Source organism: Pseudomonas sp. LjRoot71 (genome assembly GCF_964253255.1).
Taxonomy (GTDB): domain Bacteria; phylum Pseudomonadota; class Gammaproteobacteria; order Pseudomonadales; family Pseudomonadaceae; genus Aquipseudomonas.
The window spans coordinates 16,603-31,661 of the sequence record NZ_CAXURA020000001.1 but is presented as its reverse complement, the minus strand read 5'-3'; the positions used below and the strand labels follow the sequence as shown (position 1 = coordinate 31,661).

The 15,059-nt window shown below is 62.2% G+C and carries 10 protein-coding genes; 8 read left to right on the top strand and 2 right to left on the bottom strand.

What is annotated here, in order from left to right:
* Positions 1-28 precede the first annotated feature (28 nt).
* From ACSQ17_RS00115 to ACSQ17_RS00090, 6 genes are all read left to right on the top strand, one after another.
* Positions 29-1,372: an alanine/glycine:cation symporter family protein gene (locus ACSQ17_RS00115; protein ID WP_436067072.1), complete on the top strand. Its 1,344-nt coding sequence runs from the start codon at positions 29-31 to the stop codon at positions 1,370-1,372.
* A gap of 141 nt (positions 1,373-1,513) precedes the next feature.
* Complete coding sequence (tpx, locus tag ACSQ17_RS00110; RefSeq protein WP_257778454.1) at positions 1,514-2,014, top strand: thiol peroxidase; 501 nt, start codon at positions 1,514-1,516, stop codon at positions 2,012-2,014.
* Positions 2,015-2,220: 206 nt separating this feature from the next.
* Entirely contained in the window at positions 2,221-3,450 is a 1,230-nt protein-coding gene (locus ACSQ17_RS00105) for an MdtA/MuxA family multidrug efflux RND transporter periplasmic adaptor subunit (protein WP_436067071.1), read from the top strand.
* Positions 3,447-6,545, top strand: coding sequence for an MdtB/MuxB family multidrug efflux RND transporter permease subunit (locus ACSQ17_RS00100; RefSeq protein WP_436067070.1), 3,099 nt, complete (start codon positions 3,447-3,449; stop codon positions 6,543-6,545). The genes ACSQ17_RS00105 and ACSQ17_RS00100 overlap by 4 nt, the downstream gene beginning before the upstream one ends.
* Complete coding sequence (locus ACSQ17_RS00095; protein WP_436067069.1) at positions 6,542-9,649, top strand: efflux RND transporter permease subunit; 3,108 nt, start codon at positions 6,542-6,544, stop codon at positions 9,647-9,649. The genes ACSQ17_RS00100 and ACSQ17_RS00095 overlap by 4 nt, the downstream gene beginning before the upstream one ends.
* A gap of 142 nt (positions 9,650-9,791) precedes the next feature.
* Entirely contained in the window at positions 9,792-11,279 is a 1,488-nt protein-coding gene (locus ACSQ17_RS00090; RefSeq protein WP_436067068.1) for an efflux transporter outer membrane subunit, read from the top strand.
* On the opposite strand, the gene ACSQ17_RS00085 is transcribed toward ACSQ17_RS00090, so the two are convergent.
* The gene (locus ACSQ17_RS00085) at positions 11,227-12,078 is read right to left on the bottom strand and encodes a LysR family transcriptional regulator (RefSeq protein WP_436067067.1); all 852 of its coding nucleotides are present in this window, start codon (positions 12,076-12,078) and stop codon (positions 11,227-11,229) included. The two genes, ACSQ17_RS00090 and ACSQ17_RS00085, sit on opposite strands and share 53 nt — an antisense overlap.
* A 105-nt stretch (positions 12,079-12,183) precedes the next feature.
* On the opposite strand from ACSQ17_RS00085, the gene ACSQ17_RS00080 reads away from it, so the two are divergent.
* Both ACSQ17_RS00080 and ACSQ17_RS00075 read left to right on the top strand, forming a co-directional pair.
* Positions 12,184-12,642, top strand: a complete 459-nt coding sequence (locus ACSQ17_RS00080; RefSeq protein WP_436067066.1) for a nucleoside deaminase — start codon at positions 12,184-12,186, stop codon at positions 12,640-12,642.
* Positions 12,635-13,852: a CynX/NimT family MFS transporter gene (locus ACSQ17_RS00075; RefSeq protein ID WP_436067065.1), complete on the top strand. Its 1,218-nt coding sequence runs from the start codon at positions 12,635-12,637 to the stop codon at positions 13,850-13,852. Before ACSQ17_RS00080 ends, ACSQ17_RS00075 begins: the two co-directional genes overlap by 8 nt.
* A 9-nt stretch (positions 13,853-13,861) precedes the next feature.
* Here ACSQ17_RS00075 and ACSQ17_RS00070 read toward each other — a convergent pair whose 3' ends face one another.
* On the bottom strand, positions 13,862-14,866 hold the full coding sequence (locus ACSQ17_RS00070) for a TRAP transporter substrate-binding protein (protein ID WP_436067064.1): 1,005 nt from the start codon (positions 14,864-14,866) through the stop codon (positions 13,862-13,864).
* Between the last annotated feature and the right edge of the window lie 193 nt (positions 14,867-15,059).

The window sequence follows — 15,059 nt, the reverse complement described above, 5'->3', positions numbered from 1 at the left end:
CACTCACGACAAGAATAAGGAAATACCCATGGAATTTATCAACACCCTGGTCAACCAACTCAACGGTCTGGTCTGGGGCCCACCCATGTTGGTGATCATTCTCGGCACCGGCCTGTTCCTCATGTTGCGCCTGAAGTTCATGCCGCTGAGCAAGATTGGCGCAGGCTTCAAACTGATGTGGCAAGGCCGGCAGAAAGGCGATGCGGCAAGTGGTGAGATCAGCCCGTTCCAGGCGTTGATGACCTGCCTGGCCGCCACTGTTGGCACCGGCAATATCGCCGGAGTGGCCACTGCGATCTTCCTCGGCGGGCCGGGTGCGCTGTTCTGGATGTGGTGTACTGCATTGGTCGGCATGGCCACCAAATACTGTGAAGTGGTGCTGGCGGTGCATTACCGCGAGAAGGATGAGCGCGGCGAGCATGTCGGCGGGCCGATGTATGCGATCAAGAACGGCCTGGGCAAGAAGTGGCTGTGGTTGGGCACAGCGTTCGCCATCTTTGGCGGTTTTGCCGGCTTCGGCATTGGCAACATGGTGCAGGTCAACAGCATGGCTGCCGCGCTGCAGGCCAGCTTCAATATTCCGCTGTGGGTGACCGGCGTGGTGACCATGGCGATCACCGGCCTGGTGATTCTTGGCGGGATCAAGCGCATTGGTAAGGTCGCGGCCTCGCTGGTGCCGTTTATGTGTGTGGCTTACATCATTGCCTCGATTGTGGTGCTGGTGGTGCATGCCGACGCGATTCCGGGTGCATTTGAACTGATCTTCACTCATGCCTTCAGCCCTGTCGCAGCCACGGGTGGATTTGCCGGTGCGGCTGTCATGGCGGCGATCCGCTTTGGGGTGGCGCGCGGCATTTTCTCCAACGAAGCCGGCCTGGGTACGGCCGGTATCGCCCAGGCGGCCGGCACTACCAATAGCCCGGTGCGCTCGGGAATGATCGGCATGATCGGCACCTTTATCGACACCATCATCATCTGTTCGATGACCGGTCTGGCAATCATCTGCTCCGGCGTGTGGACCAGCGGTGCCAGCGGCGCGGCGCTGTCGGCAGCGGCTTTCGAGTCAGCCATGCCGGGCGTCGGTGGTTATATCCTGACCATCGCCCTGGTGATCTTTGCCTATACCACCATCCTGGGCTGGAGTTACTACGGTGAGCGCTGCTGGGAGTACCTGGTGGGCACCAAGGCCATTCTGCCGTTCCGTGTGCTCTGGGTACTGGCCGTGCCGTTCGGGGCGATTGCCCAGTTGGACTTTGCCTGGCTGGTGGCCGATACCCTCAACGGCCTGATGGCAATCCCCAACCTGCTGTCGCTGCTGCTGCTCAGCCCGATTGTGGTCAAGCTGACCAAGGATCACTTCGCAAAAAATTGATGTGCCGCATCGGTGAGCAGGGTAGTCTGACTTTCTGGTCAGCTCTGCTCGCCGTGTTGCACGGGCATCCGCTTGCCATTTGGCGGGTTCACGCCCTTACTTGTTTTCCGCCCCTCAATTGCACAGATAAGGATCAATCCCATGGCACAAGTCACGCTCAAAGGTTCCCCGGTTGAAGTCGCCGGTCAACTGCCGCAGGTAGGCCAGCAGGCGCCAGCGTTCAGTCTGGTCGCCGGTGACCTGAGTGACGTCAGCCTGGCCAGCCTGGCCGGCAAGCGTAAAGTCCTGAACATTTTCCCAAGTGTTGATACCCCGACCTGCGCCACCTCGGTGCGCACGTTCAACACCCGCGCCAGCCAACTGGCCAACACCGTGGTGCTGTGCATTTCCACCGACCTGCCATTCGCTCAGGCGCGCTTCTGCGGTGCAGAAGGCCTGCAAAACGTGATCAACCTGTCGACCATGCGTGGTGTCGAGTTCCTCAAGAATTACGGCGTGGCCATCGCCAGCGGCCCGCTGGTCGGTGTTGCCGCTCGCGCAGTGGTGGTGCTGGATGAAAACGACAAGGTGCTGCACAGCGAGTTGGTTGGCGAAATCGCCGACGAGCCGAACTACGACGCGGCCCTGGCTGCACTCAAGTAAACGCACTTGAGCGATACACCAACGGCCTGCCTTGCAGGCCGTTTTTATTGGCCGATCATCCAGTGCGGCCATCCTCGGGCCGGGTATTTTCATTTGCGGATCAGATATTTAGTTACGTAAGGAAAAGGTAAATAGGCGGTAAAGAGGCTTTGCAGGCTGGCTGATACTGAATATCGTTCACGCTCCCCAAGGAAGTGATCGTTGCCATGCCTGATACACAGTTCACCCATCGCCCCCGCAACCTGTCGCGCCAATGGCTGATCGGCCTGCTGCTGCTCGCCGCGCTACTGCTCCTGCTCTGGTGGTTCTGGCCCAGCAAGACGCAACCGCAACAGATGCGCCGTGGACCTTTTGGCGATATGGGGCCGGTTCCCGTACGGGTTGCCGATGTCAGCCAGGGCAACTTTGCGGTCGAACTCAAGGCCCTGGGCACCGTCACGGCCTATAACACGGTCAATGTGCGTGGCCGGGTGGATGGCGAACTGGTCAAGTTGCTGTTCAAGGATGGTCAGCAGGTCAAGGCCGGCGATCTGCTCGCGGTCATCGACCCTCGTCCCTATGAAATTGCCCTGCAACAGGCCCAGGGTGCGTTGCAGGAAAGTCAGGCGCAGCTGCGCAACGCCGAGCTGGACCTAAAGCGCTATCGCGGCCTGTATGCCGAAGACTCGATTGCCAAGCAGACCCTCGATACCCAGGAAGCGCTGGTCAATCAGTACCGTGGCGGGATCAAAAGCCTGCAAGCGAATGTCGCCACTGCAAAGCTCAACCTCGACTTCACCCAGGTACGTGCGCCAATCAGTGGCCGCTTGGGTATCCGTCAGGCGGATGTGGGCAACCTAGTCGGCTCCGGCGATACCTTGCCGCTGGTGGTGATTACCCAAACCCTGCCCATCGCCGTGACCTTTACCTTGCCGGAAGCCGAACTGCCTGCCGTGGTGCAGCAGCTGCGTACCGGCGAAACCCTGGCAGTCGAGGCCTGGGATCGCAGCGAGAAACTCAAGCTGGCCGAAGGCCAACTGGAGAGCGTCGATAACCTGATCGACACCGCCACCGGCACGGTCAAGCTCAAGGCGCGTTTCGCCAACGCCGAAGAGCTGCTGTTCCCCAACCAGTTCGTCAACGTGCGCCTACGGGTGAAAACCCTGCAGAACGTCACCCTGATGCCGGCCGCCGCGCTGCAATTCGGCGCTAGCGGCACCTTCGCCTATGTGGTGGACGCTGAAGACAAGGTGCAGCTGACGCCGATCAGCGTTGGCGCCAGCGACGGCCTGCTCAGTGTGGTCGAGCAGGGTCTCAAGGCCGGTGATCGCCTGGTGCTGGAAGGCACCGATCGCCTGCGCTCCGGCAACAAGGTCGAGGTGATTGGGGACAAACCGGTCGCCGCCCAGACCGAGCCGGCCACGCCTGAGCGCAAAGGAGCGCCGCGCGTCCAATGAACGCCTCTCGCCTGTTTATCCTGCGCCCGGTCGCCACCACGCTGATCATGCTGGCGATCTTCTTGAGCGGTCTGATCGCCTACCGCCTGCTGCCCGTCTCGGCGCTGCCGGAAGTGGATTACCCGACCATTCGGGTGATGACCCTGTATCCAGGCGCCAGCCCGGATGTGATGACCAGTGCGGTCACCGCGCCGCTGGAGCGCCAGTTCGGGCAGATGGCCGGGCTGAAACAGATGTCCTCGACCAGCTCGGGCGGTGCATCGGTGATTACCCTGCGCTTCAACCTGGAGGTGAAGCTGGATGTCGCCGAGCAGGAGGTGCAGGCCGCGATCAATGGCGCAAGCAACCTGCTGCCCAACGATTTGCCGGCGCCGCCGGTGTACAACAAGGTCAACCCGGCCGATACCCCAGTGCTGACCCTGGCCATCAGCTCGAAAACCATGCCGCTGCCGCAGGTGTTCGATCTGGTCGATACCCGCCTGGCGCAGAAACTCGCACAGACCAGCGGCGTTGGCCTGGTGACCCTGGCCGGCGGTCAGCGACCGGCCGTGCGTCTGCGGGTCAACCCGGAGGCACTGGCGTCCTATGGTTTGAACCTCAGCGATGTGCGCACGCTGATCACTGCCAGCAACGTCAACCAGCCCAAGGGCAACTTCGACGGCCCGACGCGCGTGTCGCAACTGGATGCCAACGACCAACTGAAGTCCGTCGACGAATACCGCGAGCTGATTCTCGGCTACAAGGACGGCGCCACGCTGCGCCTCAAGGATGTCGCGGAAATCGTCGATGGCGCGGAAAACCAGCGCCTGGCGGCCTGGGCCAACCGCAGTGAAGCGGTGCTGGTCAATGTGCAGCGCCAGCCCGGCGCTAATGTCATCGATGTGGTCGACAGTATTCAGGCTTTGTTGCCCCAGCTGACCCAGGGTCTGCCGGCCAGCGTCGAAGTCAGCGTGCTGACCGACCGTACCGAAACCATCCGCGCGGCGGTCAAAGGCGTGCAGCATGAGCTGCTGCTGGCCATCGCCCTGGTGGTGCTGGTGACCTTCCTGTTTCTGCGCAAGGTCTCGGCGACCATCATCCCGTCCATCGTCGTGCCGCTGTCGCTGATCGGCACCTTCGGGGTGATGTACTTGGCCGGTTTCACCATCAACAACCTGACGCTGATGGCCCTGACCATCGCCACCGGCTTTGTGGTGGACGATGCCATCGTCATGCTGGAGAACATCGCCCGCCATCTGGAAGAAGGCGAAACGCCGCTGAATGCGGCGCTGAAGGGCGCCAAACAGATCGGCTTTACCCTGGTGTCGCTGACCATTTCGCTGATTGCGGTGCTGATCCCCTTGCTGTTTATGGCCGACGTAGTGGGGCGGCTGTTCCGTGAATTCGCCATCACCCTGGCGGTGGCCATTCTGATTTCCCTGGTGGTGTCGCTGACCCTCACACCGATGATGTGCGCACGCCTGCTCAAGGCGGAGAAGCCTGAAGAGGAAGGGCGCTTCTACCGTGCTGCCGGGGCAGTGATCGACGGCATGATCGCCCTTTACGGCGTGTGGTTGACCTGGGTGCTCAAGCATCAGCCGCTGACTTTGCTGGTGGCCATCGGCACCCTGGCATTGACTGTGGTGCTGTACCTGGCGGTGCCCAAGGGCTTTTTCCCAGTGCAGGACACCGGGGTGATCCAGGGCATTTCCGAGGCACCGCAGTCGATCTCCTTCCGCGCCATGAGTGAGCGTCAGCAGCGCTTGGCCGAAGTGATTCTGCAGGACCCGGCGGTGGCCAGTCTGTCGTCCTATATCGGCGTCGATGGTGACAACCCGACACTCAATAGCGGCCGCCTGCTGATCAACCTGACGCCACGGGCCGAACGCGATGTCAGCGCTAGCCAGATCATCGAACGGCTGCGCCCGGAGCTTGCACGCATTCCTGGCATCGAGTTGTACCTGCAACCGGTGCAGGACCTGTCCATCGAGGATCGGGTCAGCCGTACGCAGTTCCAGTTCAGCCTGGAGTCGCCGGATATCAGCCTGCTGGAAGAGTGGGTGCCCAAGCTGGTCAGCGCGCTGCGCGAGCAGCCGGAGCTGACGGACGTGGCCAGTGACCTGCAGAACCGTGGCCTGCAGGTGTTTCTGCAGATTGACCGCGATATGGCCGGGCGTCTCGGCGTCAGCATCGCCGATATCGACAACGCGCTGTACGACGCCTTCGGTCAGCGGCAGATTTCCACCATTTACACCCAGGCCAGCCAGTACCGCGTCGTACTGGAAAGTGAGAATGCCGGCAGCATCGGCCCGGCCGCGTTGCGGCAGATTCACGTCAAGGCTGCTGATGGTCAGCAGGTCGCGCTGTCGACCCTGGCTCAGGTTGAGGAGCGCGCCGCCAGCCTGCTGATCAACCACATCGGCCAATTCCCGGCCGCCACCTTGTCATTCAACCTGGCCAGCGGTGTATCGCTGGGTGAAGCGGTGGCGGTGATCGAGCGGGTCGAGCAGGAAATTGGCATTCCGCCGGCAGTGCAGACGCGCTTCCAGGGCGCGGCAGAAGCCTTCCGCGCATCCTTGTCGAGCACCTTGCTGCTGATTCTGGCGGCCATCGTCACCATGTACATCGTGCTCGGGGTGCTCTACGAGAGCTATATCCACCCGATCACCATTCTCTCCACCTTGCCGTCGGCCGGGGTCGGCGCGCTGCTGGCCTTGCTGCTCAGCGGTAACGAGCTGGGGTTGATTGCGATCATCGGCATCATCCTGCTGATCGGCATCGTCAAAAAGAACGCGATCATGATGATCGACTTCGCCCTCGACGCCGAGCGCAACCAGGGCATGCAGCCGGAGGCGGCGATCTACCAGGCGGCGCTGCTGCGTTTTAGGCCGATTTTGATGACCACCCTGGCCGCGCTGTTTGGGGCGATTCCGCTGATGCTCGCCACCGGCTCCGGCGCTGAGCTGCGTCAGCCGCTGGGCCTGGTAATGGTCGGCGGGTTGCTGCTGAGCCAGATCCTCACGCTGTTCACCACGCCGGTGATCTACCTGTACTTCGATCGCCTGTCGCGCCGCATCAGTGGCCGTAGCGCGGCCGGGCTTGTGGTCAGTCGATGAATCTCTCTGCACCCTTTATCCGCCGGCCGGTGGCGACCCTGCTGCTGAGCCTGGCGATCATGCTGCTCGGCGGCGTCAGCTTTGGCCTGCTGCCGGTGGCACCGTTGCCGCAGATGGACTTTCCCACCATCACCGTGCAAGCCAGCCTGCCGGGCGCCAGCCCGCAGATCATGGCTTCCAGCGTGGCCACACCGCTGGAACGCTCGCTCGGTACCATTGCCGGCATCAGCCAGATGAACAGCCGCAGTAGTCAGGGCAGCACGCGGATCATGATTCAGTTTGACTTGGATCGCGATATCAACGCCGCCGCCCGCGAAGTGCAGGCGGCCATCAATGCCTCGCGCGAGCTGCTGCCCAGCGGCATGCGCAGCATGCCAACCTATCGCAAGGTCAACCCGTCGCAGGCACCGATCATGGTGCTGTCGCTGACCAGTGACGTGCTGAACAAAGGTCAGCTGTACGACGTGGCGTCGACCATCCTGGCGCAAAAGCTCGCTCAGGTTACCGGCGTCGGTGAAGTGCAGATTGGAGGCAGCTCCTTGCCGGCAGTGCGTGTGGCCCTGGAGCCGCGCCTGCTCGATCACTACGGCATCGCCCTCGATGAAGTGCGTCAGAGCATCAGCGCGGCCAACGCCAAACGGCCCAAAGGCGCGGTGGAGGATGACCAGCGGCACTGGCAGGTGCAGGCCAGCGATCAACTGGAAAAAGCCGCCGATTACCTGCCGCTGATCATTCGTTATCAGGATGGCGCGGCGGTGCGCCTGGGCGATGTGGCCAAGGTCAGCGATGGTGTTGAGGACCGCTACAACAGCGGCTTCTTCAATGATGAGCAAGCGGTGCTGCTGGTGATCAACCGCCAGACCGGGGCCAATATCATCGAAACCATCGCCGGCATTCGCGAGCAGTTGCCGGCTCTGCGTGCAGTGATTCCCGCCAGCATCGAGCTGGAGGTGGCGATGGACCGCTCGCCGGTGATCCGCGCCACCTTGCAGGAGGCCGAGCAGACCCTGCTGATTGCCGTGGTGCTGGTGATTCTGGTGGTGTTTGCCTTCCTTGGCCGCTGGCGTGCGGCGCTGATTCCGGCGCTGGCGGTACCGGTATCCCTGGTCGGCACCTTTGCGGTCATGTACCTGTTGGATTTTTCCCTGAATAACCTGTCGCTGATGGCGCTGATCATCGCCACCGGCCTGGTGGTGGACGATGCCATCGTGGTGCTGGAAAACATCTCGCGGCATATCGAGGCCGGCGAAACGCCGATGGCGGCGGCCTTCAAGGGCGCGCGCGAGGTGGGCTTCACCCTGCTGGCGATGAACCTGTCGCTGGTTGCGGTGTTTATCTCGATTCTGTTTATGGGCGGTATCGTCGAGCGCCTGTTCCGCGAGTTCTCCCTGACCCTGGCCGTGGCCATTGTCATCTCGCTGCTGGTGTCGCTGACCCTGACGCCGATGCTCTGCGCGCGCTGGCTCAAGGCCGAAGCCATTGAGCAGCAACCCAGCGCCATGCAGCGTTGGGGCGGGGCCCTACAAACGCGGGTATTGGCGTTCTACCAACGCAGCCTGGACTGGGCGCTGCGTCATTCCCTGCTGATGTTGTTCAGCCTGCTGGCAACCATCGCGCTGAACATCTTCCTGTTTGTCAGTGTGCCGAAGACCTTTATGCCGCAGCAGGACACCGGCCAGCTGATCGGTTTTATCCGTGGTGATGACGGCCTGTCATTCCAGGTCATGCAACCCAAGCTGGAAATCTACCGCCGCGCGGTGCTCGCCGACCCAGCGGTGGAAAGCGTGGCCGGGTTTATCGGCGGCGGTGGCGGTATCAGCAACGCCTTTATGATCGTGCGCCTGAAGCCGATCAGCGAGCGTAATGCCAGCTCCCAGGAGGTGATCAATCGCCTGCGCCAGTCGGTGCCCAAGGTGCCCGGTGGGCGCATGTTCCTGATGCCGGACCAGGACTTGCAGATTGGCGGGCGAGAAGGGCGCAGCTCGGAAAATGAATACATGCTGCTGTCGGGCGATCTCGACGAGCTGCGCAAGTGGCTGCCGCCCGTGCGCGAAGCCCTGCGCGCCTTGCCGGAGCTGACTGATATCGATGCCAAGGAGGCCGACGGCACCCAGCAGATCCGCCTGGTAGTCGAGCGTGATGTGGCCAAGCGCCTGGGCGTGGACATGAACATGATCACTGCGGTGCTCAACAACGCCTTCAGCCAGCGTCAGGTGTCGACCATCTATGACAGCCTCAATCAGTACAGCGTGGTCATGGAGATCAACCCGCAGTTCGCCCAATACCCGGAAACCCTCGATCAGATTCAACTGATCACTGCCGATGGCGGGCGTGTGGCGCTGTCCAGCTTTGCCCGTTGGGAGCGCAGCCTGGAAGAAGACCGGGTCAACCACCAGGGCCAGTTTGCTGCGGAAAACATCGGCTTTGCCCTGGCCGAAGGGGTCAGCCTCGATCAAGCCAGTCAGGCGATCAACACCGCGATTGCTCGGGTCGGCCTGCCGACCGATGTGCAGGGCGTGCTAGGCGGCACCGGCGGGGCTTTCCAGCAGACCCAACAGAACCAGCCGTGGATGATCCTGATGGCGCTGGTGGTGGTGTATATCGTCCTTGGCGTGCTCTACGAGAGTTACGTGCATCCGCTGACCATTCTCTCCACCTTGCCCTCGGCCGGCGTCGGCGCACTGCTGGCGTTGCAGCTGATGAGCATCGAATTCAGTCTGATCTCGTTGTTGGGGCTGTTCTTGCTGATTGGTATCGTCAAGAAGAACGCCATCCTGATGATCGATCTGGCCTTGCAGTTGGAGCGTCAGCAGCACATGAGCCCAAAAGAATCGATCCGCCAGGCCTGCCTGCTGCGCTTCCGCCCGATCATGATGACCACCCTGGCCGCGATCCTCGGTGCCTTGCCACTGATGCTGGGCAGCGCCGAAGGCTCGGAAATGCGCCAGCCGCTGGGTATTACCATTGTCGGCGGGCTGGTGCTGAGCCAACTGTTGACCCTGTACACCACACCGGTGATCTACCTGTACTTCGACCGCCTGCGCCACCGGGTCAACCGTTGGCGCGGTGTGCGCACTGACGCTGCGTTGGATACTCCGTTATGAGTGTTTACGACCGCAACTGTATGGCAGGGTCGGCTGCACTTCGTAGGGTACGCTGTGCGCACCAGAGATCGACTTCCGCATCGGTGCGCGCGGCGCACCCTACCTATTTGCCTTGTGCACGACCTGATTGGTACATCGCCTTATGAAAGCCCTAGCCATTTTCCCTTTACCAACCCTACTGGCACTCAGCCTGGCGCTGACGGCCTGCACCCTTGGTCCCGACTATCAGCGCCCACAGCTGCAAACCCCGGCGCAGTTCAAACAGATCGAGGGCTGGACTCAGGCACAGCCCGGCGATGCGCTGGCGCGTAGCAGCTGGTGGCAGTTGTATGGCGATGCCGAGCTGAATGCGCTGGTTGAGCGGCTGAATGTCTCCAACCAGAACCTGGCCGCCAGCGAGGCGCAATATCGCCAGGCCCGCGCTTTGGTACGGGGGGCACGCGCGGCGTTTTACCCGAGCCTGTCGAGCAGCGCCGGTGCTACTCGCAGCAGCCAGGGCAACGGCACCACCAATACCAACAGCAGTACCAGTGGCGTCAGCAAGAGCTATGACCTGAGCCTGAATGCCACCTGGGAGCTGGATATCTGGGGCAAGCTGCGCCGCTCGCTGGAGTCCAGTCGCGCCGGTTTCGAGGCCAGCGCCGCCGACCTGGCCGCACTCAAGCTCAGCTTGCAGGCCGAACTGGTGCAGAACTACCTGCAACTGCGCGTGCTGGATGATCAGCAGCGCCTGCTCGATGCCACCGTCGCCGCCTATGCACGATCATTGAAACTGACGGAAAACCAGTACAACGCCGGCATCGTGCCGAAATCCGATGTCAGCCAGGCCCTGACTCAGCTGAAAAGCACTCAGGCCCAGGCAATTGACCTGAAATGGCAGCGCGCGCAGTTGGAGCATGCGATTGCTGTGCTGATCGGCGTACCGCCGAGCGAACTGAGTATCGCCGTGCGTGAACAACTGCCGACGTTGCCGGAAATTCCCGTGGCGCTGCCGTCGCAACTGCTGGAGCGTCGTCCGGATGTCGCCGCCGCCGAGCGCCGGGTGATGGCCGCCAACGCCGAAATCGGTGTTGCAGAAGCCGCCTGGTACCCAGACCTGAGTATCTCCGCCAGCGGTGGCTACCGTGGCAGCAGCTTTGCCGACTGGATCGATCTGCCCAACCGTTTCTGGTCCCTCGGCCCACAGCTGGCGTTGACCCTGTTCGATGGCGGCGCACGCAGTGCCGAGTTGGAGCGTAGCGAGGCTGTCTACGACCAGACCGTGGCGCAATACCGCCAGTCGGTGCTCGACAGCTTCCGTGAAGTGGAGGACTACCTGGTGCAACTGCGCGTCCTGCAGGACGAAGCCGTGGTGCAGCAGGAAGCCCTGTCGGCCGCGCGCGAGTCCCTGCGCCTGATCGAAAACCAGTACCGTGCCGGCACGGTGGACTTCAACAGCGTGGTCAATGTACAGGCCACGGCGCTGAGCAACGAACGCAGCACCCTCAGCCTGCTGGGCAATCGCTTGACCACCAGCGTGCAACTGATCGCCGCGCTCGGCGGTGGCTGGCAACAGCAGGCGTTACAGGACGCGCCGCCTAAGGCTGAGCGCCAGCCTGCTCCTGACACAACCGGTACAGGCGCTCCCTGAGGGCATTGCCGGCCGGGCCGAGGTTCGCCCGGGCGTATAACGTCAGGTGCAGGCCTTCGATCACCGGCAGGCTGTCGATGATCCGGTGCTCCGCCTGCACGACCCGGCGGGGGAGCAGGCTGATACCCAGCCCGGCAGCCACGGCCGCACAGACGCTGGCCAGGCTGCTGCTGGCGTAACTGATCCGCCAGGCACGGCCCTGCATGTCCAGGGTCTGAATCATTTCCTGGCGATACAAGCCGCCAGGGGCAAACACTACCAGCGGCAAGGGCTCGCGCTGCAAGGCCGGCTGTTGTCGGCTGTCCAGCCAGCACAGCGGTTCCGCCCAGGCCGCCAGGCAATCGCTGCCGGGGTTCATCTGCTTGCTCAGCAGCACATCGAACTGACCGTCGCGGTACTGGCGCAGCAACTCCGGGCTGAGGCCGCTGGTGACTTCCAGGCGCACGCTGGTTTGCGTGGCGGCAAAGTCGGCGAGCAGCGGCATCAGGCGTTCGGCGGCAAAGTCCTCTGGTACCCCCAAACGCAACACGCCTTCGCTCTGCTGGTGGCGCAGCACATCTTCGGCCTCATCGTGCAGCGCCAGGATACGGTGGGCATAGCTGCACAATTGTTCGCCTTCGGCGGTCATCAGCACCTGCCGTGCGCTCCGGTCCAGTAGACGGCAGCCAAGGTCATCCTCCAGGCGCCGTATCTGCTGGCTGACCGTCGATTGGGTGAGGTGCAGGCGTTCAGCCGCGCGGGTGAAATTGCCGCAATCGACCACGGCAACAAAAGCGCGTAGCAACTGGTGATCGAGCATCAAACTATTCCTGAATCAACTGATAAGCATGCTTATATTTAATTTCAGCATACTTGGCTGGCTCGGGATAATCGTCTGCCGTGATCAGTCGATGATGAGTACGCCATGTGCGATGACCGCGATTTTCTCGAACAGGCCGTTGACCTGGCTGCTGCCAACCTGGCCCAGGGCGGTCGACCTTTCGGCGCAGTGTTGGTGCGTGACGGCCAGGTGATCAGTGCGGCAAGCAATCAGCTGCACATGCGCCACGATCCCAGCGCTCATGCCGAGTTGTTGTGCATACGCCAGGCCAGCGAGTTGCTGGGCAGCAACCGCCTGGATGGCTGCGTGATTTATGCCAGTGGCCAGCCATGCCCCATGTGTTTGAGCGCCATGCACCTGTGCGGCATCAGCCGGGTGGTGTTTGCCGCCGCTAACGCCGACGCAGAACCCTTTGGCCTGTCCACGGCCGCGTTGTACCAGCAACTGAGCCGGCCTCTGGCAGAACAGACCCTGCGTATCGAGCAGCAGCCACACAGCGCCATGCGCGGGTTGTATCAGCGCTGGCAGGCGCAGCATGGATAAACACGAATCCGCTTGGCGCAGTATGGCCTGGCTGCTGGTGGTGATCAGTCTGGCGCTCAATTTGCGGCCGAGCCTGACGGCCATCAGCCCGCTGCTCAATGACATTCGCGCAGGCGTCGGTCTGGGATTCCAGATGGCGGGCCTGCTGACTACCTTGCCAGTGGTGTGCATGGGCCTGGTGGCGCTGCTCAGCGCTCAGATCGAAGCGCGCCTGGGCGAGGGCAGGGGCATTGCCTGCGGCCTGCTGTGCATCCTGCTGGCCGGTGCGGCACGCGGCGTGGTCGATCACAGCCTGCTGCTCTTGCTCACGGCGCTGCTGGCCGGTTTGGGCATTGCCTTGATTCAGGTACTGGTGCCTGGTTTGATCAAGCGCCGTTTTGCCGGGCGGGTGGCAATGGCCATGGGCTTGTACAGCGCTGCCTTGATGGGCGGTGGTGGCCTGGCCGCATGGCTCAGCCCGCAGCTGGCCCAGCGCACCGGCCACTGGCAGATGGGCCTTGCGGTGTGGGCACTGCCGGCGTTGTTGGCGTTGCTGATATGGCTGCGCACGCCCTGGCGCGAGGCCCAGGCCCTGGCGGTGGATCAAGGCCTGGGGCGATTTGTGCGCAATAAGCGCGCCTGGACACTGGCCTTGTATTTCGGTTTAAGCAACTGCGGCTATATGACCGTGGTGGCCTGGCTGCCGGCCTATTACCAGCAGTTGAGCTGGAGCAGCCAGAACAGCGGGGCGCTGTTGGCCTGGATGACGCTGTTTCAGGTACTGGCAGCCCTGGCCATGCCGGCGCTGGCTCAGCGCACCCGTGAGCGTCGTGGCTTGCTGAGCATCAGCCTGTTGGCACAGTTAATGGGTTTTGCCGGGCTGTTGCTCTACCCGCAGCAGGTGCCCTTGCTGTGGGTGGCACTGATCGGTTTTGGCCTGGGTGCCTGTTTTGCCTTGAGCCTGATCCTCAGCCTCGACCATTTGCAGGAACCACGTGCTGCCGGGCAACTGGCGGCCTTCGTGCAGGGCATTGGTTTTCTGCTCAATGCCCTGGCACCGGCGGCAGGTGGCTGGCTGCGTGAGCACATGGGCAGCTTTGCCAGCACCTGGCTGCTGATGCTGTTTTGCGTCGTACTGATGCTGGCACTGACGCAGCGCTTCAGCCCGGCCAGTTACTGGCGTATTTCCAGCAATCGCCAGCAACCACCGGGCAGCGCCGTGCCTGAGTAAGGCCTGAATTCAGTCGCGCTTACGGTTGACCGTTTGCGCGGCCTTCATCACGTCCGCACCGATCGCCCCTTCGAACTGCTGCCAGACCGGTTGCATGGCCTGACGCCAGGCTTCCCGTTGCTCGGCATTGAGGGTGATCACCTGGCTGCCGCTGGCCGCGGCAATGCGTGCGCGGTCAGCCTGGTTGGCGGCTTCTGCCTGGCGGTTCACTTCAAAGGTCACTTCATCGATGATGCCTTCCAGCTGCATGCGGACCTGGTGTGGGATGGCGTACCAGAAGCGTGGATTGCTCACCAGCATGTAGTCGAGCACGCCGTGGTTGGTCTCGGTAATAAACGGCTGCACGCTATGCAGTTGCTTGCTGTAGATATTTGACCAGGGGTTTTCCGCGCCCTGTACCTTGCCGCTTTTCAACGCCTCGAACACCTCGGCAAACGGCAGTGCCAGTGGTGTGGCTCCGAGTTGGTTGAATTGCGCTTCAAGCACGCTGGACGGCTGAATGCGAAACTTCAAACCGGCTGCATCGCTGGGCAGCAACAGCGGTTTGGTTGCCGAAAGCTGCTTCATGCCGTTGTACCAATAGGCCAGGCCGACGATGTTGTGGTCTTCCATGGAACGCAGCAACTGACGCCCCTTGGCTCGTTTCTGAAAGCGGTTGACGGCGTCCAGGTCATCGAACAGAAACGGCAGGTCGAACACCTGCAACTGCTTGGTGTATTTCTCGAACTTGGCCAGCGACGGGGCCAGCAACTGCACGTCATTGTTGGTCAGAGCCTGGAGTTCATTGGCATCGCCATACAAGCTCGAGTTGGGGTAGACCTCAACCTTTACCTGGTCGCCCAGGCGCTCCTCGACGAGCTTCTTGAACAGCAGTGCACCCTGGCCTTTGGGCGTGTTGTCTGCCACCACATGGGCAAACTTGATGACAATCGGCCCGTTGTCACTGGCCGCATGCAGTGAGGTGGACGCGAGCAGCAAGCTGCCAACGGCGATGGCGCAGATCGACTTGAACATAGCGGTGTCCCTGTTCTTCTTATGGAGGGGGTGACGGCGGCCAGAGAACGTCTCGACAGTCTGGCGGGTGAGGCTGTCACTGCATTGCTCTGCGCAATGCCAGGGCTGTATCGCAATGCCTATGCCAGAGTGGCTGGCACGCTGGAGGGCAGGGAGGCTGAGAAAAGGTGCGTGATCAGGCGCACAGTGGGTG